19 protein-coding genes are annotated in these 21783 nt (G+C 60.6%); 15 read left to right on the top strand and 4 right to left on the bottom strand.

Translation table 11 applies throughout. The features are described from left to right. Window positions 1–34: 34 nt before the first annotated feature. The 3 genes from BN1128_RS04775 to BN1128_RS04785 all read left to right on the top strand — a co-directional run bounded on the left by BN1128_RS04775 (window position 35) and on the right by BN1128_RS04785 (window position 4403). Entirely contained in the window at window positions 35–1174 is a 1140-nt protein-coding gene (locus BN1128_RS04775; protein WP_042866657.1) for a hypothetical protein, read from the top strand. Next, window positions 1164–1802 carry a porin family protein gene (locus BN1128_RS04780; protein WP_042866659.1) on the top strand — a complete coding sequence of 213 codons (639 nt, stop codon included), beginning with the start codon at window positions 1164–1166 and terminating at the stop codon, window positions 1800–1802. Before BN1128_RS04775 ends, BN1128_RS04780 begins: the two co-directional genes overlap by 11 nt. Before the next feature lie 150 nt (window positions 1803–1952). Then, window positions 1953–4403 (top strand): sensor domain-containing protein, encoded by a 2451-nt coding sequence (locus BN1128_RS04785; protein ID WP_042866660.1) that lies wholly within the window; start codon window positions 1953–1955, stop codon window positions 4401–4403. 40 nt (window positions 4404–4443) lie between these two features. On the opposite strand, the gene BN1128_RS04790 is transcribed toward BN1128_RS04785, so the two are convergent. Continuing rightward, the gene (locus BN1128_RS04790; protein ID WP_042866661.1) at window positions 4444–4743 is read right to left on the bottom strand and encodes a hypothetical protein; all 300 of its coding nucleotides are present in this window, start codon (window positions 4741–4743) and stop codon (window positions 4444–4446) included. Window positions 4744–4911: 168 nt separating this feature from the next. On the opposite strand from BN1128_RS04790, the gene acs reads away from it, so the two are divergent. From acs to BN1128_RS04825, 7 genes are all read left to right on the top strand, one after another. Continuing rightward, window positions 4912–6858: an acetate--CoA ligase gene (acs, locus tag BN1128_RS04795; RefSeq protein ID WP_042866662.1), complete on the top strand. Its 1947-nt coding sequence runs from the start codon at window positions 4912–4914 to the stop codon at window positions 6856–6858. Window positions 6859–7248: 390 nt separating this feature from the next. After that, window positions 7249–7698 carry a type II 3-dehydroquinate dehydratase gene (aroQ, locus tag BN1128_RS04800; protein ID WP_042866663.1) on the top strand — a complete coding sequence of 150 codons (450 nt, stop codon included), beginning with the start codon at window positions 7249–7251 and terminating at the stop codon, window positions 7696–7698. A gap of 36 nt (window positions 7699–7734) precedes the next feature. Then, a complete protein-coding gene (gene accB, locus BN1128_RS04805; RefSeq protein ID WP_042035842.1) occupies window positions 7735–8190 on the top strand; it encodes an acetyl-CoA carboxylase biotin carboxyl carrier protein in 456 nt (151 codons plus the stop codon). Between the two features lie 15 nt (window positions 8191–8205). Further along, complete coding sequence (gene accC / locus BN1128_RS04810; RefSeq protein ID WP_042866664.1) at window positions 8206–9546, top strand: acetyl-CoA carboxylase biotin carboxylase subunit; 1341 nt, start codon at window positions 8206–8208, stop codon at window positions 9544–9546. Window positions 9547–9753: 207 nt separating this feature from the next. Next, entirely contained in the window at window positions 9754–10017 is a 264-nt protein-coding gene (locus tag BN1128_RS04815) for a YhdT family protein (RefSeq protein WP_042866792.1), read from the top strand. Next, window positions 10007–11464 carry a sodium/pantothenate symporter gene (gene panF, locus BN1128_RS04820; RefSeq protein WP_042866665.1) on the top strand — a complete coding sequence of 486 codons (1458 nt, stop codon included), beginning with the start codon at window positions 10007–10009 and terminating at the stop codon, window positions 11462–11464. Before BN1128_RS04815 ends, panF begins: the two co-directional genes overlap by 11 nt. An 89-nt stretch (window positions 11465–11553) precedes the next feature. Then, on the top strand, window positions 11554–12981 hold the full coding sequence (locus BN1128_RS04825; RefSeq protein ID WP_042866666.1) for a PTS transporter subunit EIIC: 1428 nt from the start codon (window positions 11554–11556) through the stop codon (window positions 12979–12981). Window positions 12982–12983: 2 nt separating this feature from the next. Here the strand turns inward: BN1128_RS04825 and BN1128_RS04830 are convergent, their stop codons facing one another. Then, a complete protein-coding gene (locus BN1128_RS04830) occupies window positions 12984–13856 on the bottom strand; it encodes a LysR family transcriptional regulator (protein WP_042866668.1) in 873 nt (290 codons plus the stop codon). 100 nt (window positions 13857–13956) lie between these two features. Between BN1128_RS04830 and BN1128_RS04835 the strand changes: the two genes are divergently transcribed. The 5 genes from BN1128_RS04835 (at window position 13957) to BN1128_RS04855 (ending at window position 18546) form a co-directional block, all read left to right on the top strand. Next, window positions 13957–14973, top strand: a complete 1017-nt coding sequence (locus BN1128_RS04835; protein WP_042866669.1) for a zinc-binding alcohol dehydrogenase family protein — start codon at window positions 13957–13959, stop codon at window positions 14971–14973. A gap of 526 nt (window positions 14974–15499) precedes the next feature. Further along, complete coding sequence (gene prmA, locus BN1128_RS04840) at window positions 15500–16378, top strand: 50S ribosomal protein L11 methyltransferase (protein ID WP_042866670.1); 879 nt, start codon at window positions 15500–15502, stop codon at window positions 16376–16378. A 215-nt stretch (window positions 16379–16593) separates the two neighbouring features. Further along, window positions 16594–17568: a D-2-hydroxyacid dehydrogenase family protein gene (locus BN1128_RS04845; protein WP_042866671.1), complete on the top strand. Its 975-nt coding sequence runs from the start codon at window positions 16594–16596 to the stop codon at window positions 17566–17568. A 110-nt stretch (window positions 17569–17678) separates the two neighbouring features. After that, entirely contained in the window at window positions 17679–18230 is a 552-nt protein-coding gene (locus BN1128_RS04850) for a sugar O-acetyltransferase (protein WP_042866672.1), read from the top strand. Window positions 18231–18339: 109 nt separating this feature from the next. Next, window positions 18340–18546 (top strand): hypothetical protein, encoded by a 207-nt coding sequence (locus BN1128_RS04855; protein ID WP_042866673.1) that lies wholly within the window; start codon window positions 18340–18342, stop codon window positions 18544–18546. A gap of 267 nt (window positions 18547–18813) precedes the next feature. Here the strand turns inward: BN1128_RS04855 and BN1128_RS04860 are convergent, their stop codons facing one another. Next, entirely contained in the window at window positions 18814–19362 is a 549-nt protein-coding gene (locus tag BN1128_RS04860) for an NAD(P)H nitroreductase (protein WP_042866674.1), read from the bottom strand. Window positions 19363–19482: 120 nt separating this feature from the next. Next, a complete protein-coding gene (locus tag BN1128_RS04865) occupies window positions 19483–21510 on the bottom strand; it encodes an NADPH-dependent 2,4-dienoyl-CoA reductase (protein ID WP_042866675.1) in 2028 nt (675 codons plus the stop codon). Between the last annotated feature and the right edge of the window lie 273 nt (window positions 21511–21783).

The following is a 21783-nucleotide window of genomic DNA, read 5'->3' on the forward strand; positions in this document are numbered from 1 at the left end:
GCTCCTTTTTACCAACCGACACAGGAGCAACAGCATGCCTCCACAGGATGCGCGCATCACGGGTCTCGATCTGTTGCGAGGGCTTGTCATCTTCATGGCCGTCTTCGAGCACTACACCGGCTACCTCAACTACTGGTACATCGACTTCTTCAACCGTGAACATGCCCTCTGGGACAGCTTCTATCTGTCGCACAAGGCGATGGCCGGCCACCTGCTGCCCATGGATAACACCACGGCCCAGGTCTCGGCTTGGCTCATTCCCTGGGTGAGCCAGGTCTACCTGGCCCTGGCGGCCTTCAACCTGAGCCGTCGAGATCAGGCCAGCTTCAGACCACAACTGGGCGGCAAGCTGGTGCTATTTGCCAGCATCATACTGATCCTCTATGTCGAAGGGCTGGTCATAGCCCCCAACTTCGGCGAGGCCATCTCCTTCTACCCTGTCATGCTGTGGATGTGCCTGTTGGCACTCTTCTCGCTGGTTTACGCTTGGTTCGGCATCCGCGGCATGCTGATACTAACAGTCCTCAGCCTGCTGCTGGATCAATTCGGCGTGCAAACCCTGCTTGGCAATATCGACAGCTGGATGAAGCTGCACGTGCACCCCGACTATGAGCTGGATGCCCGCCTCGATCTCTTCATGGCCAGCGGCTGCTTCGGTTTCCTGTATGGCTGGTGCTGGCATCAGCGCCCCCAATGGCGGGATCGCCTCAACGGCCTGGTGCTCACCCTCTCCCTCATAGCCCTCGCCGTTTACCTTGTGTTTGGCGAGAGCAGTTCGGTCGAACTCAACGACATCTACGCCAACGAGCATGAGCTGGCGATGGACATGACGGGCCGCGCCGGGATCTGGGGCATGGAGTTTCTGGTGATCGGGGTCGTGCTCTGGCTACATCAGCACAACATCCGCCTGTGCTGGCGCCCGCTCAACTGGATCGGCATGTATTCGCTGACCGTCTTCATCTTCCACAAGAGCATCTTCGTGCACCTGTGGGGCCCCTTGCTGCTGTGGTGGACTGCGCGCCAGGGCACCATATTGCCCAACAGCTTCGGTCTCATCATGGCACTCAGCGCCACCAGCGTACTGCTCATCTACGCCTTCCAGCGATCCGGCATCATCTGCCACCTGATGGGCATGCATCAGGACAGAGACTGGATGCGGCTCTATGGCAAGTAGTCATCGCTGGCCGCTGTTGGCCCTTGCCCTGGCGTTGCCCCTGTCAGCCAAGGAGCCGGACAACCAGTGGCAAGTGGGCGGCCAGTGGCAGCTTGGCAGCAATCAGGCGGGGGTCAGCGCCGACGCCAGCATGCAGTTCTGGCTCGCCTATGAACGGGAAACCCAGGTCGGCCTGATCTTTGCCGATGGACAGAGTGCGGGACTGGCCTTGCCGCTCTACCAAAAGAGCTTCCTCGCGCTGGGAGTCAGCCCCATGCAGGTGGTCGATCGCACCCGCTTCAGCGCGCTCTGGCGCCTCGGCTGGCAGCTGGACGAGGATCATCAGCTGACCCTTGGCCAGCTCTATGATGTCACCGGCCGCTATGGCCAGATCTGGTATATGGAGCACAGCCTGCCGCTGCCGGCCGCCCTCTCCCTCAACCTCTGGCTGACCCGGGGCAGCCAGGCGCACATGGCAGCCTATGATGCCGACGCGGGTTGGCGGGACTGGGGGCTCACGCTGGAGCGCAGCTGGGCCTGGCAGCAGTGGCGACTGGGCACTGAGCTGGGGGCCAAACAGTGGCTGATCAAGGAGCACGACTGGCAGCCTGTGGTGTACCTGACCCTGAGCTATCGCTTCAGCTGGTAGCCCCCCCACCACTGTACCTTTGGCAAGCCAACCTCTGAACGAGTCAGGCACCAGATAGGGGGCAAATGCAGCCCCCGATCTTCCCTCCAAAGCGCTTCATGCCATACTGACAACACCTTAAATGACAATAAAGTCAATTCAGGAGCCGTCATGCGCGAAGAGACATCCGAATCCATGCCTGATCCGCCGATACCGGGTCAGCTGAATTCAAACGAGCTGCAGCAACTGTTCGAGCTGGCGCCATTTGGCATAGGCGTGTTCGACCGCCACTTTCGCTGCCGCAGCGTCAATCAGACCCTCGCCGATATCAACGGCCTCTCCCGGGAGGAGCACTACGGCAAATACCTGCGTGAAATAGTGCCAACACTGGCGCCTGCGCTGGAACCCCTGTTCCAGCAGATCATCAGCAGCGGCGTCCCCCAGGTGGAGCTGAACCTGAGCGGCCAGACGGCGGCGCATCAGGGTCAGCAACGGCACTGGCAGGCTATTTACAGCCCCATGCGGGATGAGCAGGGCACGCCTGACGGCATCCTGATCATAGTGCGAGATGTGACCGAACAGGTCGAGGCGCAGCAACGGCTGCAACTGGCCATGCGCGCCGGCCAGGTCGTGGTCTGGGAGTGGCATGTGGCAGAGGATCGGCTGCAATTTGATGGCCAGGTCGAGCGTCTGCTCGGCACGCAAGCCAATCAGTTTCAGGGGGGAATGGATCAGTTCATCAAACGCCTCGACCCGGTATCGGGGGAGCAACTCAGATCGGCACTCAAGGGCACGGCCCCCCTTCATCTGACCCTGAGCTACCTGGGGCCCGATCAGGTGCGGGGTTGGGTCGATCTCCACGCCGATCACGTGGCGGCCACCGACAGTCTGGGGCGTCGCATCATGGGGGTGCTCCACGATGCGACCGAACGCTGCATTCAGGAAGACCGGCTGCGTCAGGCCAATGTGGTCTTCGACACCACGGCCGAGGGCATCATCATCATGGATGGCCAGCGCCAGATCATCTCGGTCAACCCGGCCTTCTGCAACATGACCCAATATGAAGCGGACGAGATAGTGGGCAAGTCGCCGGAATCCATCATGCATCCGCGCCGCCATACCGACATCGACTACCCTTGGCATACCCTGCTGCCCGGCAGCCATGCCTGGCACGGTGAGATGATGTGCCTGCGCAAGGATGGCGGCTACTTCACCTCCTGGCAGCACGTCAGCGCCGTCTATGACAGCCGCCACAACACCACCCACTACGTGATCGCCTTCTCCGACATCAGCGCCATCCGCAAGGCCGAGGCACAGCTCAATCACCTCGCCTATCACGATCCCCTGACCGAGCTCGGCAACCGCAATCTGCTGCAGGAACGGCTCGAACTGGAGCTCAAGACAGCCCAGCTCAACCGGCAGCGGCTCGCCCTGCTGTTCATCGACCTGGACGGCTTCAAGCTGATTAATGACAACCTGGGCCACAGGGCGGGGGATCAGCTGCTCAAGCTGCTGGCCGAACGCATCCGCCTCAGCCTGCGTCACAACGACGTGGCCACCCGGCTCGGTGGGGATGAATTCCTGGTGCTGATCCCCTATTTCGAGCAACCGGAAGAGCTGGAACGGCTTGCCGATCAACTGCTGGCCCGCCTGCGCGAGCCGGTCGAGCTGGCGCACGAGCAGGTCGCCGTCTCCGCCAGCATAGGCATAGCCCTCTACCCGGAACACGCCCAGAGCCCGGATGCCCTGGTCAGCGCCGCCGATAACGCCATGTACGAGGCCAAGAGCCAGGGCCGCAACGGCTATCTGTTCTACACCCCCGGCATGGCAGAGCAGATCCGTGAGCGGATGAGCATGGAGCAGGGGCTGATCAAGGCCATAGAACAGCATCAACTCTGCATCCTGTACCAGCCCATGACGGATCTGACCAGCAACCGCCTGAGCGGGCTGGAGGCCCTGCTGCGCTGGCAGCATCCCAGCGAGGGCATGATAGCCCCCGCCCGCTTCATCCCGGTGGCCGAGGAGTGCGGTCTGATAGAGCAGATTGGGGAGTGGGTGATGCGCACCGCCTGTCAGCAGGGGCAGAGGTGGCTGGCGGCCGGGCTGGCGGTGCCACGGCTCTCGGTCAATGTTTCGGTGCGGGAGATGCGCTCCCTTGGCTATGTGGCGCGGGTCGCCGCCATTCTGGCGGAGACAGGTTTCCCGCCAGAGCGGCTGGAGATAGAGGTCACGGAGAGCATCATACAGCGGGTCGATCAGAGCCTTTTGCTGTTCACCCGCCTGAAAGCGCTGGGGGTGCAGATCGCCATCGACGACTTCGGGACCGGCTTCTCATCCCTGAGCCTGCTGAAAAGTCTGCCCATCGATCGCATCAAGATAGACCGCACCTTCGTGCAGGCCCTGCCGGATGACAAGCACAGCCGGGAGCTGTGCCGCACCATCATCAACCTGGCTGACAGCCTGAACATGGCGGTCACCGCCGAGGGGATAGAAACCCAGGCTCAGCGCCAGTTTCTGCAATCCCTGCACTGCCAGGAGGGGCAGGGCTATCTATTCAGCCATCCCTTGACCGAACCCCATCTGGCGGCGCAGCTGACTCCTCAGAAGGGAGTCTGGTGTTGAGGCGGGCGCTGCAACAGCCGCTCGATGAATGATGAACAACTCACTCGTTGAACGTCAACCTAGCATCCCATCCCTCACTCTGGCCCTGGGGCGAGTCTGCCATCAGCGAATTCTGTGGATAGGGCGACTTTTTCTCTTCGAGGGTGACGGACATCGGCGGTTTGCGGGCCAAAAATGCACTCCCCATCTGCTCGGCGACACGCTCCCGCACCGCCGGCGCGCCCGTCTGCTCGCGGGTCACGGCGAATTCTTTGGGCTGGGGAGCAGTCAGTGCGGCGTCATCGGCAAGCGGGGGGGCATCGAACTGCCAAAGAGAGGTGCAAAGGAGCAAGGACAGCATGGCTATCTCCATCGATAAAACCGATGTTTTTACTCAATCACGGATGAATTGTCACTCATGGCGCTGTAAGCAGATGTTTCCATCTATCCAAAAGTCTAATTGCCCTCCCTCGCCAAAGGTATAAGTTGTTACTTAATCATTACAAGAATGTATTCAAAGGAGTGACAGATGAGCGAGAGCAAGGTCTACCCGGTCAAGGCCCACATCAGCAAGGGAGCCCTGTTGGACAAGGCAGGCTACGAGGCCATGTACCAGGCTTCCGTGCAGGATCCGGATGCCTTCTGGAGTGAGCAGGGAAAAATCCTCGACTGGATCAAGCCCTATACCAAGGTCAAGAACACCTCCTACGACCCGGGCCATGTCTCCATCAAGTGGTATGAAGATGGCCTGCTCAACGTCTCGGCCAACTGCCTGGATCGTCATCTGGCACAACGCGGTGACAAGGTCGCCATCATCTGGGAAGGGGACAACCCGGCCGAGGATCGCAAGCTGACCTATCGCGAACTCCATGCCGAGGTGTGCAAGTTTTCCAACGTATTAAAAGCACAGGGTGTGCATCGGGGTGACGTGGTCTGCCTCTACATGCCCATGGTGCCGGAAGCGGCCATCGCCATGCTGGCCTGTACCCGCATCGGCGCCGTGCACAGCATCGTCTTCGGCGGCTTCTCACCGGAGGCCCTGGCCGGTCGCATCATAGACTCCGGCTCCTCCATCGTCATCACGGCCGATGAGGGGCTGCGCGGCGGTCGCCCTGTCCCGCTCAAGAAGAACGTGGATGAAGCGCTCACCAACCCGGATACCCAGGTCAGCAAGGTGATAGTGCTCAAGCGCACCGGCGGCAAGGTCGCATGGCACAGCCACAGGGACATCTGGTGGCACGAAGCCATCGCGACCGTCAGTACCGACTGCCCGCCCGAGGCAATGGGTGCCGAGGATCCCCTGTTTGTCCTCTACACCTCGGGTTCCACCGGCAAGCCCAAGGGCGTGCTGCACACCACGGGCGGCTATCTGGTCTATGCAACCCTCACCTTCAAGTACATCTTCGACTACCACGAGGAGGACATCTACTGGTGTACCGCCGATGTGGGCTGGGTCACGGGCCACTCCTATCTGGTCTACGGGCCGCTCGCCAACGGCGCTACCACCATCATGTTCGAAGGGGTGCCCAACTACCCGGCCACCAACCGCATGAGCCAGGTGGTGGACAAGCACCAGGTCAGCATCCTCTACACGGCACCGACGGCGATCCGCGCCCTGATGGCCAAGGGCCGTGATGCGGTCGAGGGCACCTCGCGTTCGAGCCTGCGCATCATGGGTTCCGTGGGTGAACCCATCAACCCGGAAGCCTGGGAATGGTACTACCGCACCATAGGCGAGGAGCGCTGCCCCATCGTCGATACCTGGTGGCAGACCGAGACCGGCGGCATCCTCATCAGCCCGCTGCCCGGCGTCACCGATCTCAAGCCAGGCTCGGCCACCCGCCCCTTCTTCGGCGTGCAGCCGGCGCTGGTGGACAACATGGGCGAGCCGCTGGAGGGGGCCACCGAGGGCAACCTGGTGATCACCGACTCCTGGCCGGGTCAGATGCGCACCGTGTTCGGCGATCACGAGCGCTTCGAGCAGACCTACTTCTCCACCTTCCCGGGTCGCTACTTCACTGGCGACGGCGCCCGTCGCGACGAGGATGGTTACTACTGGATCACGGGGCGGGTGGATGATGTACTGAACGTCTCGGGCCACCGCATGGGCACGGCCGAAATTGAATCGGCGCTGGTCTCCCATCCCAAAATTGCCGAAGCGGCTGTTGTGGGGGTGCCCCACGAGATCAAGGGCCAGGGCATCTACGCCTATGTCACCCTGATCGCCGGGGAGGAGCCGAGCCGCGAGCTGCATAAAGAGGTGAAGGAGTGGGTCCGCAAGGAAATTGGCGCCATCGCCACCCCGGATGTGATCCACTGGGCCGAGGGGCTGCCCAAAACCCGTTCCGGCAAGATCATGCGCCGTATATTGCGCAAGATCGCCACCGGCGAGACCGACAGTCTGGGGGATATCTCTACCTTGGCGGATCCGGGTGTGGTGGACAAGCTTATCCGCGAAAAGTCAGAGGCGGCCTGATCATGCGCTCCATAATGCAGCGCAAAATCGCCACCGGCGAGACCGACAGTCTGGGGGATATCTCCACCCTGGCGGATCCGGGTATGGTGGACAAGCTCATTCGCGAGAAGTCGGAAGCGGCCTGATCCCGCCCCTTATCCACCTCCAAAGCCGGCCCAGTGCCGGCTTTGTCGTCTCTGCTACTGAGCAATTTAACAGCGAAGCGATAAGCTCAAAAAACAGACAGATGTAGAGATTAGACCAGTAAAATGCTGCTAATTTTCACGAAATCAATATAATTGCGAAATCTGTGTACCAGTGCACACCGAATTGCGCAGAAAATGGCTAGATTTCTGGTAGTCCACAAGATAGCTGATAGATAGCAGCATTATCATCGAGGATGTACTCAATATGTCGCAAAATCACCGTATTCTCCTGCTCAACGGGCCGAACCTGAACCTGCTGGGCAAACGGGAACCGGGCATCTACGGCAGCAAGACGCTCGAAGAGATCGTTGCCGATCTGACGCACAACGCCAGCGAACTCGGCGCCACACTGGAACACCTGCAATCCAACGCCGAACATGAGTTGGTCAGCCGCATTCACCAGGCCATGGGCCAGGTGGATTTTATCATCATCAATCCGGCCGCCTTCACCCATACCAGTGTCGCCATCCGCGATGCACTGCTGGGTGTGGCCATCCCCTTTATCGAGGTTCACCTGTCAAACGTCCATGCCAGGGAGCCCTTCCGTCATCACTCCTATCTGTCTGATGTCGCCAGGGGGGTAATCTGCGGGCTGGGTGCCGATGGCTACCAATTCGCTTTAACCGCGGCCGTGCATCAGTTGCGCGCGGCTTGATAATCACTGATCAGATAAAGAAGAAAGAGAATGCTAATGGATATCCGCAAAATCAAGAAGCTGATTGAACTGGTTGAAGAGTCCGGCATCGCCGAACTGGAGATCTCCGAGGGTGAAGAGTCCGTTCGCATCAGCCGCAACTTCTCCGGTCAGGTGACCACCGCCATGCCGCAGATGATGATGCAGCCAGCCATGGCCCCTGCCGCCGCACCGGCCGCAGCCGCCACAGCACCGACCGCCGATGCGGCCGCGCCGAGCGGCCATCTGATGCGCTCCCCCATGGTGGGCTCCTTCTATCGCTCCTCCAGCCCGGAAGCCAAACCCTTCGCGGAAGTGGGTCAGCACGTCAATGTTGGCGATACCCTGTGCATCGTCGAAGCCATGAAAATGATGAACCAAATCGAGTCTGACAAGGCCGGCGTGATCAAAGCGATCCTGGTTGAAAATGGTCAGGCCGTCGAATTTGACGAGCCGCTGTTCATCATCGAATAAGGGAAATTGCCACCCATGTTGGACAAAGTAGTCATCGCCAACCGCGGTGAAATTGCCCTGCGGATCCTGCGCGCCTGCAAAGAGCTCGGGATCAAGACAGTGGCCGTTCACTCCACCGCCGATCGGGAGCTCAAGCATGTGCTCCTCGCCGACGAAACCATCTGCATCGGCAAGCCTGCCAGCGGTGAATCCTACCTCAATGTGCCGGCGATCATCGCCGCCGCCGAGGTCACGGGAGCCGTTGCCATCCACCCGGGTTATGGCTTCCTCTCCGAGAACGCCGATTTCGCCGAAGTGGTCGAAAAATCCGGCTTCATCTTCATCGGCCCGCGTGCCGAGACCATTCGCCTGATGGGTGACAAGGTCTCCGCCATCGAGGCGATGAAGAAGGCTGGCGTACCTTGCGTGCCTGGCTCTGACGGCCCGGTCGACAGCGATGCCAAGCACAACGCCGCCATTGCCAAGCGCATCGGTTATCCGGTGATCATCAAGGCCGCCGGTGGCGGTGGTGGTCGCGGCATGCGCGTGGTACGCAGTGAAGCCGAGCTGGCTGCCGCCATCGCCCTGACCAAATCCGAAGCAGGCCAGTTCTTCAAGAACGACATGGTCTACATGGAGAAGTACCTGGAAAACCCGCGCCATATCGAAATTCAGATATTGGCAGACGGCCAGGGCAACGCCCTCTATCTGGGCGAGCGTGACTGCTCCATGCAGCGTCGCCACCAGAAAGTGGTCGAAGAGGCACCGGCACCCGGCATCACCGAAGAGATGCGCAAGTTCATCGGCGAGCGCTGCGTGCGCGCCTGTATCGAGATCGGCTACCGCGGCGCGGGGACCTTCGAGTTCCTGTACGAAAACGGCGAGTTCTATTTCATCGAGATGAACACCCGTATCCAGGTTGAGCATCCGGTCACCGAGATGGTCACCAGCGTGGATCTGATCAAGGAGCAACTGCGCATCGCCGCCGGTCAGCCCCTGTCGATCACCCAGCAGGACATCCGCATCCGTGGCCATGCCATCGAATGCCGGATCAACGCCGAAGACCCGGCTACTTTCATGCCGTCTCCGGGCCTGATCCAGCGCTTCCATGCGCCGGGTGGTCTGGGCGTACGTTGGGATTCCCACATCTACGCCGGTTACAAGGTTCCGCCTTACTACGACTCCATGATCGGCAAGCTGATCTGTTACGGCGAGAACCGTGACGTCGCCATCGCCCGCATGCGCCAGGCGCTGGACGAGCTGGTGGTGGAAGGGATCAAGACCAACGTCTCCCTGCAAAAAGAGATCATGAAAGACGAAAACTTCCAGCACGGTGGTACCAATATCCACTACCTGCACAAGAAGTTGGGTCTGTAAGGATCTCTGGTAGAGACCCGATGACATTGTACGGTGGCAGTTCCAATGCCCACTAGCTGCACAAGAAGTTGGGTCTGTAAGGATCTAAGACAGAACAATGACTTCCGATAGAAGTCAGCTCCGCAAGGAGCCTCTGTTGAAAAAGGGCCATGGCGACATGGCCCTTTTTTGTTATCCTTGCGCCCCTCAAAATTGTCGGAGGCCAAGGTGAATCGTTTCGCGCTCGCTCGCCGGGAAGCAGCCCTCTGCCTGCTGCTGACCCTGCTCTACTTCTTTGCCTGGTATGGCACTGCCTATTTCATCCCCGAAGAGATCGAATACTGGGACATGCCGCTCTGGTTCCTGCTCAGCTGCATGGTGATGCCGCTGCTGTTCATTGTGCTGTGCGGCCTGATGGTGGATCGCCTGTTTGTGGATATTCCCCTCGATACGCCTCATCCCCATGCCAAGGAGTCCACCCATGAATCTTGAGCTGATGCTGCCGCTCATCATCTATCTGGTGCTGGTGCTGGGAGTCGGCTTCTGGGCCAGTCGCCACCGCGCCGGCGGCGACTTCGTGCAGGAGTACTTCATCGGCAACCGCAGCATGGGCGGCCTGGTGCTGGCCATGACGCTGGTGGCCACCTACACCTCGGCCTCCTCCTTCATCGGCGGGCCCGGTGCGGCCTACAAAATCGGCCTTGGCTGGGTGCTGCTGGCGATGATCCAGCTGCCCACCGTCTGGCTCACCTTGGGGGTGCTCGGCAAGAAGTTCGCCATCATAGCCCGCCGGGTCAATGCGGTGACCATCAACGACATGTTGTGGGCCCGCTACCAGAGCAAGGCGGTGGTCATTCTCGGATCCGTTACTATCATCCTCGCCTTTATCGCCACCATGGTGGTGCAGTTTATCGGCGGTGCTCGCCTGCTGGAGACGGCCACCGGCCTCTCCTACCAGCAGGGTTTGATGCTGTTTGCCAGCTGCGTGCTGCTCTACACGGTGATAGGCGGCTTTCGCGCCGTGGTGATGACCGACGCCCTGCAGGGGATCATCATGCTGATCGGCACAGGCGCCTTGCTGGCGGGGATCCTGGTGGCTGGCGACGGCCTGCCCAATCTCATCCACCAGCTCAAGGTTATCGATCCCAAGCTGGTGAGCCCGCAGGGGGCCGGTGACATGCTGACCCAGCCCTTCATGCTGAGCTTCTGGATCCTGGTCTGCGTCGGGGTGGTGGGGCTGCCCCACTCGGCCCTGCGCTGCTTTGGCTATCGCGACAGCAAGGCGCTGCACAGAGGCATCCTTATCGGCACCGTGGTCAGTGCCCTGCTGATGTTCGGCATGCATCTAGCGGGCGCCCTGGGCCGCGCCATCCTGCCCGGCATGGACAGCCCGGACAAGATCATGCCGTCGCTGATGATGGAGGTGCTGCCACCCTGGCTGGCCGGAGTCTTCCTGGCGGCGCCCATGGCGGCCATCATGTCCACCATCGACTCCCAGCTGATCCAGGCTTCTGCCACTCTGGTGAAGGATCTCTACCTCAACTACCTCAATCCAAAGCAGGAAAAGCTGGAGGTGCGCATTCCCCGCCTCTCCCTGCTCTGCACCCTGATCCTGGGCACCCTGGTGCTGTTGGCGGCGCTGCAGCCCCCCGAGATGATCATCTGGCTCAACCTGCTCGCCTTCGGCGGCCTGCAGGCCGTGTTCCTCTGGCCGCTGGTGCTCGGCCTCTACTGGTCACGAGCCAACGGCCCGGGCGCGCTGGCCAGCATGGTGTCCGGCATCGTCTGCTATGGCGTGCTGAGTCAGTGGGGGATCAAGCTGGCCGGACTGCACGCCATAGTGCCTAGCCTGGGGCTGGGGCTGGCTACCTTCGTGGTGGTCAGCCTGCTGACACCGCCACCCGACCAGAGCGTGCGACGATTGTTTGAACAGCAGTAACAAATAGATTAATAAAGGGTTCCAAAACTATCCCCAAATGGGTGTTTTGCGGGTAAACTGTGCGCCAAGTCACAAAACCACGCTCCCTTATGCCAGTACAGAACGCCAGACAGATCCTGACTCATGCCCTGCAACGACTCGGTTATGCCCTGTTGTTGCCGGTCTCCATACTGCCGCTGGCGGCCCTGCTCTATCGGCTAGGTCAGCCGGATGTGCTGGATCTGGCGGTGCTCTCCCTCACGGGGCGCGCCCTGTTCAGCCAGATGCCGCTCATCTACGCGGTGGCCATCGCCTTCGGCCTGAGCCGGCAGGGAGAGGGCACCCAGGCGCTGGCCGGGGCGGTCAACTTCCTGCTGCTGAGTTCGGCACTGGGCACCCTGGCCCCCGGCCTGCATGCGGACATGATCTGCGGCCTGCTGGCGGGCATGACCACGGCCATCGTCTACCCCTGGGTGCAACGGCACACACTGTCGGGCTGGTTGCAGAGAGTGAATGGGGACTTCCTCTGCCTGTTCGCCTCGGCACTCAGCTGCCTGTTGCTGGCGTTCCCTCTCTCCCTGTTCTGGCCGTTGCTGGAGCAGGGCATCACGCTACTGGCCTCAGAGCTGCTCACCACCCCGCTGGGCGCCTTCTGCTATGGCGTGCTGAACCGCTTGCTGATCCCCCTCGGTCTGCATCAGGTATTGGGCAGCCTGATGGGACTGGGCGAGAGCAACCTGCTGGCGCTGGCCAGCGCCCAGCCGCTGCATGAAGGCTATGTGGCCGGGCTCTACCCCATCATCATGTTCGGCCTGCCCGGCGCCTGTTTTGCCATCTGGCTGCACCGCCAGCGCATGCAGCGCCTGCCACAGGGGGGCTTGCTGCTCACCCTGGCGCTCACCTCGGCGCTGGTGGGGATCACCGAACCCATCGAGTTCCTGTTCGCCTTCACCGCCCCCTGGCTGTTTCTGGCCCACGCCCTGCTGACCGGGCTGTCGCTCGCCATCTGCAGCGCCCTTGGCATCCAGGTAGGCAGTTACTTCTCCGCCGGCCTGCTGGATCTGGTGCTGAGCTATCAGTCCGGCGAACACAGTTTCTGGCTCATTCCGGTCGGCATCCTCTTCTTCGTCGCCTACACACTGCTGTTCTATCAACTGCTGGAACGAGCGCCCCTCAGCCTGCCGAGCAAGCCCATTGCCAAAGAGCATCCACGGCTGGCGAGCGTCGCCCCCTCGGATCCCCAGATGCTGGCGATCCAGTACCTCAAGGTACTGGGCGGGATGGACAACCTGCAGGCCATGAGTGTCTGCCTGACCCGCCTCAGCCTGCGGGTGCGCGACATAGCGCTGGTGGATCAGTCCCGTCTGCTGGGGCTGGGTTGCCTCTCCTGGATCCAGCTCAACGACCATCAGCTGGTGCTGGTGCTGGGCCCCAATGCCAGCCTGATCGAGGGCCAGATCCGCATGCTGGCGGAGCGCCAGTCGGTGCCGCTCGGCCTCAAACCCAATCAGGAGTCCGCCAGCCAGAGCAACTGGTAGCCTCAGGCGAACGGCAAGCGCTCGGCGACGAAGTCCATCAGCGAGCGCAAGGCAGGCGCCAGATGCTCCCGACTCGGATAGATAAGGTAAAACGGATTAACCGGGATAGGATGATCCGGCAACACCTTCTGCAACCGCCCCGTCGCCAGATCCTCCTGACAGACATGGTGTGGCAACAGGGCAATGCCCCCCTCATGCAACGCCAGCTCCCGCAACGCCAGCAGGCTGTTGCTGATGCAGGCCCCTTGCGGCCGCCAGCCCCCCTCCTGCAGTGGCCACACCGGCAATGCCGAATGCACCAGACAAGGATGAAGCCCCAGCTCAGACAACTGCTGCGGCGTACCATGAATCGCCAGATAACCAGGAGCCGCCACCAGATGGCGCGGCACCTGACCAATGCGCCGGCAGATGAGGCTGGAATCTTTCAGCGGTGCCGCCCGCAGCGCCAGATCATAACCTTCCCCCACCAGATCCAGCTGCTCATCGCAGAGGGTCAGCTCCAGCACCACCTCGGGATAGAGGGCGCGAAACTCGGCCAGGATCCTGCCAAGCAGCAGAGTGCCGGTCGCCTCGGGCGCCGTGATCCTTACCCGACCGGCGGGGGCCGCGCGCAGCCGCGCCATCGCCAGATTGGCACTACGGGCCAGCGCCAGCAGCGCCTGGCATTGCTCCACGTAGATCTCACCCTGAGGGGTCAGGCTGAGCCTGCGGGTGGTACGCTGCAGCAGTCGCACCCCGAGCTGGGTTTCGAGCCGCGAGATCTTCTGGCTCACCGAGGACTTGGGCATGCCAAGCGCCTCGGCGGCACCGGTAAAACTGCCCTGCTCCACCACGGTAGCGAACAGCCCCATCAACTCCAGATCGACATTGTTCATATATTCAAACAGTCTTTACCAATTACCCATCTTAATAAGAATAATTAACCAGACTAGAGTAGCTGGCAATCCCAATACATCCGATTTGAAAGGAACTGCCATGAAAGCCATTGCCCTCACCCATTATCTGCCCAGCGATCACCCCCACTGCTTCATCGAGGCCAATCTGCCCGACCCGACCCCGGGCCCGCGGGATCTGCTGGTGAAAGTGACAGCCACCTCCATCAATCCAGTGGATACCAAGGTGCGCGCCCCCAAGGCCAAGGTTGAAGCCAGCCCGCGTGTACTGGGCTGGGATGCAGTCGGTGAGGTCGTTGCCGTCGGCAGCGAAGTGAGCCTGTTCAAGGCTGGCGACAGAGTCTGGTATGCCGGCGACATCAGCCGCCCGGGCAGCAACAGCGCCCTGCAACTGGTGGATGAGCGCATCGCCGCTCTCGCCCCCACCAGTCTGACCGACCTGGAAGCCGCCGCCCTGCCGCTCACCGCCATCACCGCCTGGGAGACACTGTTCGAGCGCATCGGCCTTCGCCGCGAGAGCACAGGCAAGCTGCTGATCATTGGCGGGGCAGGTGGGGTAGGCTCCATCGCCATTCAGCTGGCTCGCCAGCTCACCAATATGGAAGTGATTGCCACTGCATCCCGACCAGAAAGCCGTGAATGGTGTCTGAAAATGGGCGCCCATCAGGTGGTAAGCCATCACCAGCTGCAGGCAGAGCTCACCGCGCTGGGCATCACCCAGCTCGATGCCATCTTCTGCACCAATGCTACCGAGCAGCACTGGGATGCCATGGCCAGCCTCATTCGCCCGTTCGGCCACATCTGCACCATCGCCGAATCCAGCGAGCCCTGGGATCTCTCCCTGCTCAAGAGCAAGAGCGCCACCTTCAGTCAGGAATTCATGTTTACCCGATCCCTGTTCCAGACCCCTGACATGATCGAGCAACACAAGCTGCTTGGCCAGGTTGCCTCCCTCATCGACCAAGGGATGCTCAAGAGCACACTCACCCGCACCCTGTCCGAGCTGACCCCGGTCACCCTGGCCCAGGCCCATGCCGAGGTGGAAGCCGGCCGCATGGTGGGCAAGCTGGTGATCGACATGAGCAGATTTGCAAACTAATCCCTTATAGGTAAAAAATGCACCATCATGGGGTGATTTCACCAGTGACAGGCCCCAACAGTGCACAGTTCATATCAGGCACCAGACAGTCACCACGCAGCATCACCATAAAAACGACATAAAAAAGGGGCCATCCCGCTGGGATGGCCCTAAATACCTGAACGTTGGGGGTAACAATCACACACATATCCTTATGCAGGACATACCCATCTTTGCATCTTGTGTGCCAACGCCCCAACTTCCCCCTGTTTTATCCCCTCACGCCTGCCATCCCTACTCGTTTCCCCTCGGCCAGCACAATGCCAAAAAAAAGCCACCCTGAGGTGGCTGAAAAAGATGACGGAACTTTCCTAGAGCAAAGCATTCAGCGGGAACAGGTTGCTTCCCGTCACCCAATGAGGAATACATTAACCGTGCCAACTCGGCAGAGTTCTATTCCTGCGCCATGCCGACATGGGCAAACCACGACAGCACAGGCCCATGATGATAGAATCTCGCGGTTTCACATTTATGAAGAGTCGATGCCATGCCCTGGATACAAATTCGAATCAACGCCACTGCCAAGACAGCAGACAAGGTGAGCAACATGCTGCTGGGGCGTGGAGCCCAGGCCGTGACCTTTATGGATGCCCAGGATGTACCCGTGTACGAGCCGCTGCCCGGTGAAACCCCGCTCTGGGGTGAGACCGAAGTGATGGGCTTGTTCGATGCCGAAACTGATCCGGCCCCCACCATCGCCTTCTTCCAGCAGATCTTCGGGGAAGACGTGGGCTACAAGGTCGAGCAGCTGGAAGACAAGGACTGGGTGCGCGAGTGGATGGATCACTTCCACCCCATGCAGTTTGGCGAGCGGCTCTGGATCTGCCCGAGCTGGCGCGATGTGCCAAACCCCGATGCGGTCAACGTCATGCTGGATCCGGGTCTGGCATTTGGTACCGGTACCCACCCCACCACGGCGCTCTGCCTGCAGTGGCTGGACGGGCTGGATCTGACCGGTAAAACCGTGGTCGACTTTGGCTGTGGCTCCGGCATTCTCGGCATCGCCGCCCTGAAACTGGGTGCTGCCCGCGTCATCGGCATCGACATAGACCCGCAGGCCATTCAGGCCAGCCGCGACAATGCCGAACGTAACGGTGTTGCGGGCCAGATCGAACTCTACCTGCCTGCCGACCAGCCGCAAGACGTCGAAGCGGATGTGGTGGTAGCCAACATACTGGCCGGCCCGCTGCGCGAACTGGCGCCGCTCATCGCCGGCCACGGCAAGGCGGGCAGCCTGATGGCGCTCTCCGGCGTGCTGGAAAGCCAGGCCCCGGAGCTGGAAACCATCTACGGCCAGTGGTTCGACATGGACCCGACCGCAGTGAAAGAGGAGTGGTGCCGCCTCTCCGGCCGCAAGCACGGCTGATAACAGCCGGGTTTCACCACCTCCCATACAAGCAGGGCTCCCATACGGGGGCCCTGCTTGTTTCAGTCCCCATAAAACCTGACCAGCCAATACGAGACTCGCTGGTTTGCCCATAGTGCCAACCCGTCATGAAAAATATCCATTCGAGAACAAATTCCGACTCGATTCCGGTAGGATGACCATCAGACTAGAAATGATGGGAATGGAGACCCTTTATGCGTATTGCCATTCTGGATGACTATCAGGATCAGGTACGTCACCTCCCCTGCTTTACCCTGCTGGCGGGTCATGATGTGACCATCCTCAACCAGAGCGAACCCGATACGGCGCGCCTCGCCACCATGCTGGAAGGCGTGCAAGCACTGGTGCTGATCCGCGAGCGAACTCGCATCGACGAACAACTGCTGATGGGGCTTCCCTCACTCAAGCTCATCAGCCAGACCGGCAAGATCAGCCAGCATATAGACCCGGTACTGTGCCAACGATACGGTGTTGCCATCGCTGAAGGGGTCGGCAGCCCCATTGCGCCTGCAGAACTCTGCTGGGCCCTCATCATGGCGGCCTCGCGCCATATTCCGGCTTACTGCGAAGCCCTGACCAAGGGGCAGTGGCAGCAGTCTGGACAACTCGGTCTGGGTCGTACTCTGCACGGTCTGACGCTCGGCATCTGGGGCTATGGCAAGATAGGCCAACACCTAGCCCGCTACGGCAAGGCATTTGGCATGTCGGTACTGATATGGGGCAGTGACTTATCCCGTCAGCGGGCAGAGCAAGATGGGTTGGAAGCCGCTGCCGACAAGGACGCATTTTTCCGGCGGGCCGATGTCTTGTCCCTCCATCTGCGCCTCAGCGAGACCACTCGAACCTGCGTTACCCGTGCCGATCTGGCTCACATGAAGGCGGACTCTTTGCTGGTCAATACCAGCCGGGCCGAGCTCATCGAGCCAGGAGCCCTTTATGCCGAGCTCAGCGCCAATCCGACCAGGCAAGCTGCGCTGGATGTGTTCGATGTCGAGCCAGCCACACTCGACAACGAGCCCCTGCTGCGCCTGCCCAACGTGCTGACCACACCGCATCTGGGTTATGTGGAACAAAACAGCTATGAGCTCTACTTTCGCAAGGCATTTGAAAATGTGCTGGCCTTTGCAGATGGCAGGCCACAAAACCTGGTGATACCAGCTCTGGGTTGAGGCTCACGCTTATTCTGCTGGCAAAAAAGTAATATATGCCTCTGTCCGTACGCTTGTGCGGCAGCCTGCTGCCCTACTCGCCTCATGCCAATCAGAGATCAGGATGCCCCATGACCGAATATCAGAAGATGATCAGCAGCCAGCCCTATAACTGCATGGCGCCGGAGCTGGATGTCCTGCGCTGTGAGACGGCGCGCCGCTATCGCCGCTTCAATCGGGCAGAAGAGGAGGATGAACAGCTGGCGCTGTTGCAGGAGATAGTCGGCGAACTGGCAGAGAACGCCTTTATCTGCCCACCCCTCTACTGCACCTATGGCCGCCATATCAGCCTGGGGAAGGATTCCTATATCAACATGGGAGCCACCATGCTGGACAACGCACCGATCCGCATCGGTGCCAACGTCATGATAGGGCCGAACGTGCAGATCTACACAGCCGCCCACGCACTGGCAGCCGATGAGCGCATCCAGGGGGGGGAGACGGCGCTGCCGGTGACCATAGCAGACAAGGTCTGGATCGGCGGCGGCGCCATACTGCTGCCCGGTGTCACCATAGGGCGGGAAGCCATCGTCGGCGCGGGCGCCGTGGTCACCAAAGACGTGCCGGCCGGTGCCCGGGTGGTGGGCAACCCGGCCCGGATCCTGCCTGTAAAGCGCCCATAAAAATGAAGCCCAATGTCATGAAGAGCACGCTGGTCTGTAAAAAGGAGCTGCTTGCCGGGGAGATGGGAGCTGTACCTGAAAAACGCAGATAAAAACGAAGCCCAATACCATGAAGACCACGCTGGTCTGTAAAAAGGGGCTGCTTGCCAGGGCTGATGGGTCTGTGCCTGAAAAAACGCAGATAAAAATGAAGCCCAATGCCATGAAGACCACGCTGGTCTGTAAAAAGGGGCTGCTTGCCAGGGCTGATGGGTCTGTGTCTGAAAAAAACGCAGATAAAAATGAAGCCCAATGTCACGAAGACGTTGGGCTGTAAAAAGGTGCTACGGAATTGCGACTCTCATCGCAGAAAATTAGAAGGGGTCACCTTCTAAACTGGCACAGGGATATTAACGAGGCGCAAACGTTTTACATAGCGTAATCAACCAGGATTGAGAACAGCCTCTCACTATTTAAAAAATTCCCTGCCAAGCCCCGTCCCCCTCTTGGCAAGCATTTATTTATCAGTACAGCCTCAGGATCGTGATCGGACAGGATCAAAAAAGCCCTGACAAGTCAGGGCCTTGGCTGAAAATCATGCGGCTTAGAAGCGACGGACAAACTCATCCGGCGGCAGTTCGCGCAACTTGCGCGCCTCCAGCATGGGGGTGCCGAGGTAGAGGAAACCCACCAGTTGATCCTCCGGTGCCAGCCCCAGCCCGGCGTTGACCCGCTCATCGAAGATGAACCAGCCGGAGCGCCAGATGCCGTTGAAGCCTTGAGCCTGAGCCGCCATCTGCATCGCCATCAGGGCGCAACCAGCGGAGAGTTCCTGCTCCAGTTTCGGCACCTTGGGGTGGGCCTGATAACGGGTGGCAACGGCCACCAGCAAGGGAGCGCGCAGCGGCGCCTCCTGGCACTTCTTGATGCTCTCTTCATCTTCGCCACGGGCACGGGCGGCCTCGGCCAGCAGGGCCCCCAGCCGCTCCCGCCCCTCCCCTTCAAACAGGATGAACTGCCAGGGAGTCAGGGTGCCGTGATCCGGCGCGCGCAGCCCCGCTCTGAGGATATTGTCGAGCACCTCACCGCAGGGGGCAGGCGTGGTCAGGCGGCCACAGGAGTGGCGGTTGAGCAATAGAGTGAGGGCATCCATGGGCAAATCCTTGTCAGGGGCTGTGATGGCGCTACCTTAGCACAGCACAAAATGAAGAAAACCCCTGAGCCTCAGGGGTTTATCGCAATATCAGGCCTATAGCGAGCCAAGACAGACCAACTAGATAACGGCCGCCAGCTCGGCCCCCTGGCGGATCGCCCGCTTGGCATCCAGCTCGGCGGCCACGTCGGCGCCACCTATGATGTGTACCGGCTTGCCTGCCGCCTGCAAGCCGGCTTGCAGCTCCTTGAGCGGCTCCTGCCCGGCGCAGATGATCACCTGATCCACCGGCAGGCACTGCCGGATTTCGCCCACCTGGATGTGCAGGCCCTCGTCGTCGATGCGCAGGTACTGGACGCCGGAGAGCATCTGCACCTTGCGGTTCTTGAGCACGGTTCTGTGGATCCAGCCTGTGGTCTTGCCCAGGCCGTCCCCCACCTTGCTTTCTTTTCGCTGCAGCAGCCAGATCTGGCGCTCGGGGGCATCTATCTCGGGGGCCATCAGGCCACCGCGTTCGCCAAACTGCTTGTCGATACCCCACTCCTTGAGCCAGTGATCGCGATGACCGTCTGTACCGCTATCAGCCTTCTTCTCCACAAGGTATTCAGCCACATCGAAGCCGATGCCACCGGCACCGATCACCGCCACCTTGTCGCCCACCGGCTTGTGATCCCGCAGCACGTCTATGTAATTGAGCACTTTGGGATGTTCTATGCCTGGGATGTTCGGGGTGCGCGGGCGTATGCCGGTGGCGAGGATCACCTCGTCAAAACCGCCGCCGAGCAGGCTCTCTGCACTCTGGCGCTGGCCGAGGTAGAGCTCGACGCCACACTTCTCCAGTCGCTTGGCGAAATAGCGCAGGGTCTCGTGAAACTCCTCCTTGCCCGGGATCTGCTTGGCGAAGTTGAACTGGCCGCCAATCTCGCTGGCCTGATCGAACAGGCTCACCTGATGGCCGCGCTCGGCAGCGTAACAGGCAAACGCCAGCCCGGCCGGGCCAGCCCCCACCACCGCCAGCTTCTTGGGCTGGGGCACGCGGCCAAACGTCAACTCGGTCTCGAAACAGGCGCGGGGATTGACCAAGCAGGAGGCGCGCTTCTGCTTGAACACGTGATCCAGGCAGGCCTGGTTGCAGGCGATGCAGGTGTTGATCTCATCCGCCCGGTTCTCGGCGGCCTTGATGACAAATTCAGGGTCGGCCAGGAAGGGGCGCGCCATGGAGACCATATCTGCCTCCCCCCCCGCCAATATGCGCTCGGCCACCTCGGGGGTGTTGATCCGGTTGGTGGTAATAAGCGGCACGGTGAGGTGCTTTTTCAGCTCGGCGGTCACCCAGCTGAAGGCACCGCGCGGCACGCTGGTGGCTATGGTGGGAATGCGCGCCTCGTGCCAGCCGATGCCGGTGTTGATCAGGGTCACGCCGACCTGCTCCAGCGCCTTACCGAGTGCGATCACCTCTTCCAGCGTCGAGCCCTGCTCCACCAGATCCAGCATGGAGAGGCGGAAGATGATGATGAAATCCGGGCCCACCCGCTCGCGAATGGCCCGCACTATCTCCACCGGGAAGCGCATCCGGTTCTCATTGCTGCCACCCCAGCCATCGGTGCGCTTGTTGGTGCGCTCGCAGATGAACTGGTTGATGAGATAGCCTTCCGACCCCATCACTTCGACGCCGTCGTAACCGGCCGCCCTGGCCAGCTGCGCGGTGGAGGCAAAGTCACGGATGGTGCCGCGGATCTGCCGCTCGCTCATGGCGCGCGGCTTGAACGGGGATATCGGCGCCTTGAGGGCGCTCGGGGCCAGACTGAAGGGATGGTAGGCATAGCGGCCGGCATGGAGGATCTGCAGCGCTATCTTGCCCCCCTCCTGATGCACGGCCTGGGTCACCTTTTTGTGCCTGGCGACTTGCCAGGGGAAGCTCAGCTGTGAGCCGTGGGGCACCAGCCGCCCACGCAGATTGGGGGCTATGCCACCGGTGACGATGAGGCCGACGCCGCCACGGGCGCGTTCGGCATAGAAGGCGGCCAGCTTGTCGAAGCCGCCCTTCTCTTCCTCAAGGCCTGTGTGCATGGAGCCCATCAATACCCGGTTCTTAAGCTGAGTAAAGCCGAGATCGAGAGGGGTCAGAAGCGTTGGGTAGCGGCTCATCATGAACTCCTTTTCGAGGCCGGTGCGCAGGAATCCATACGCAATACCCGGTTCTTGAGCCGGGTGAAGCCAGGCTCGAGGGGAGTCAGAAGCGTAGGGTAGCGGCTCACAAGGCCTCCGGTTAACTTTTTGTTATCAAATTGAAGCTAGAGTAAAGAATCGAAAATGCTTTTTCAAACAAATGTTTGGACATTTTTTCGGCGAACAGACGTGTTCCGAAGCAAGGAAGCAGGATCGCGCCATTGATCGCACCCAAGCGGAAATGGCAATTGG

Origin of the sequence: Aeromonas piscicola (assembly GCF_000820005.1) — a bacterium.
Taxonomy (GTDB): domain Bacteria; phylum Pseudomonadota; class Gammaproteobacteria; order Enterobacterales; family Aeromonadaceae; genus Aeromonas; species Aeromonas piscicola.

What these genes read in the sequence shown, in the direction of transcription:
- BN1128_RS04835 (WP_042866669.1), top strand. Translation starts at nt 13,957, where the DNA reads ATGAAAGCCATTGCCCTCACCCATTATCTGCCCAGCGATCACCCCCAC.
- aroQ (WP_042866663.1), top strand. Translation starts at nt 7,249, where the DNA reads ATGTCGCAAAATCACCGTATTCTCCTGCTCAACGGGCCGAACCTGAAC.
- BN1128_RS04865 (WP_042866675.1), bottom strand. Translation starts at nt 21,510, where the DNA reads ATGAGCCGCTACCCAACGCTTCTGACCCCTCTCGATCTCGGCTTTACT.
- BN1128_RS04860 (WP_042866674.1), bottom strand. Translation starts at nt 19,362, where the DNA reads ATGGATGCCCTCACTCTATTGCTCAACCGCCACTCCTGTGGCCGCCTG.
- BN1128_RS04830 (WP_042866668.1), bottom strand. Translation starts at nt 13,856, where the DNA reads ATGAACAATGTCGATCTGGAGTTGATGGGGCTGTTCGCTACCGTGGTG.
- BN1128_RS04850 (WP_042866672.1), top strand. Translation starts at nt 17,679, where the DNA reads ATGACCGAATATCAGAAGATGATCAGCAGCCAGCCCTATAACTGCATG.
- accB (WP_042035842.1), top strand. Translation starts at nt 7,735, where the DNA reads ATGGATATCCGCAAAATCAAGAAGCTGATTGAACTGGTTGAAGAGTCC.
- BN1128_RS04790 (WP_042866661.1), bottom strand. Translation starts at nt 4,743, where the DNA reads ATGCTGTCCTTGCTCCTTTGCACCTCTCTTTGGCAGTTCGATGCCCCC.
- prmA (WP_042866670.1), top strand. Translation starts at nt 15,500, where the DNA reads ATGCCCTGGATACAAATTCGAATCAACGCCACTGCCAAGACAGCAGAC.
- BN1128_RS04855 (WP_042866673.1), top strand. Translation starts at nt 18,340, where the DNA reads ATGAAGACCACGCTGGTCTGTAAAAAGGGGCTGCTTGCCAGGGCTGAT.
- BN1128_RS04780 (WP_042866659.1), top strand. Translation starts at nt 1,164, where the DNA reads ATGGCAAGTAGTCATCGCTGGCCGCTGTTGGCCCTTGCCCTGGCGTTG.
- accC (WP_042866664.1), top strand. Translation starts at nt 8,206, where the DNA reads ATGTTGGACAAAGTAGTCATCGCCAACCGCGGTGAAATTGCCCTGCGG.
- acs (WP_042866662.1), top strand. Translation starts at nt 4,912, where the DNA reads ATGAGCGAGAGCAAGGTCTACCCGGTCAAGGCCCACATCAGCAAGGGA.
- BN1128_RS04775 (WP_042866657.1), top strand. Translation starts at nt 35, where the DNA reads ATGCCTCCACAGGATGCGCGCATCACGGGTCTCGATCTGTTGCGAGGG.
- BN1128_RS04785 (WP_042866660.1), top strand. Translation starts at nt 1,953, where the DNA reads ATGCGCGAAGAGACATCCGAATCCATGCCTGATCCGCCGATACCGGGT.
- BN1128_RS04845 (WP_042866671.1), top strand. Translation starts at nt 16,594, where the DNA reads ATGCGTATTGCCATTCTGGATGACTATCAGGATCAGGTACGTCACCTC.
- panF (WP_042866665.1), top strand. Translation starts at nt 10,007, where the DNA reads ATGAATCTTGAGCTGATGCTGCCGCTCATCATCTATCTGGTGCTGGTG.
- BN1128_RS04825 (WP_042866666.1), top strand. Translation starts at nt 11,554, where the DNA reads ATGCCAGTACAGAACGCCAGACAGATCCTGACTCATGCCCTGCAACGA.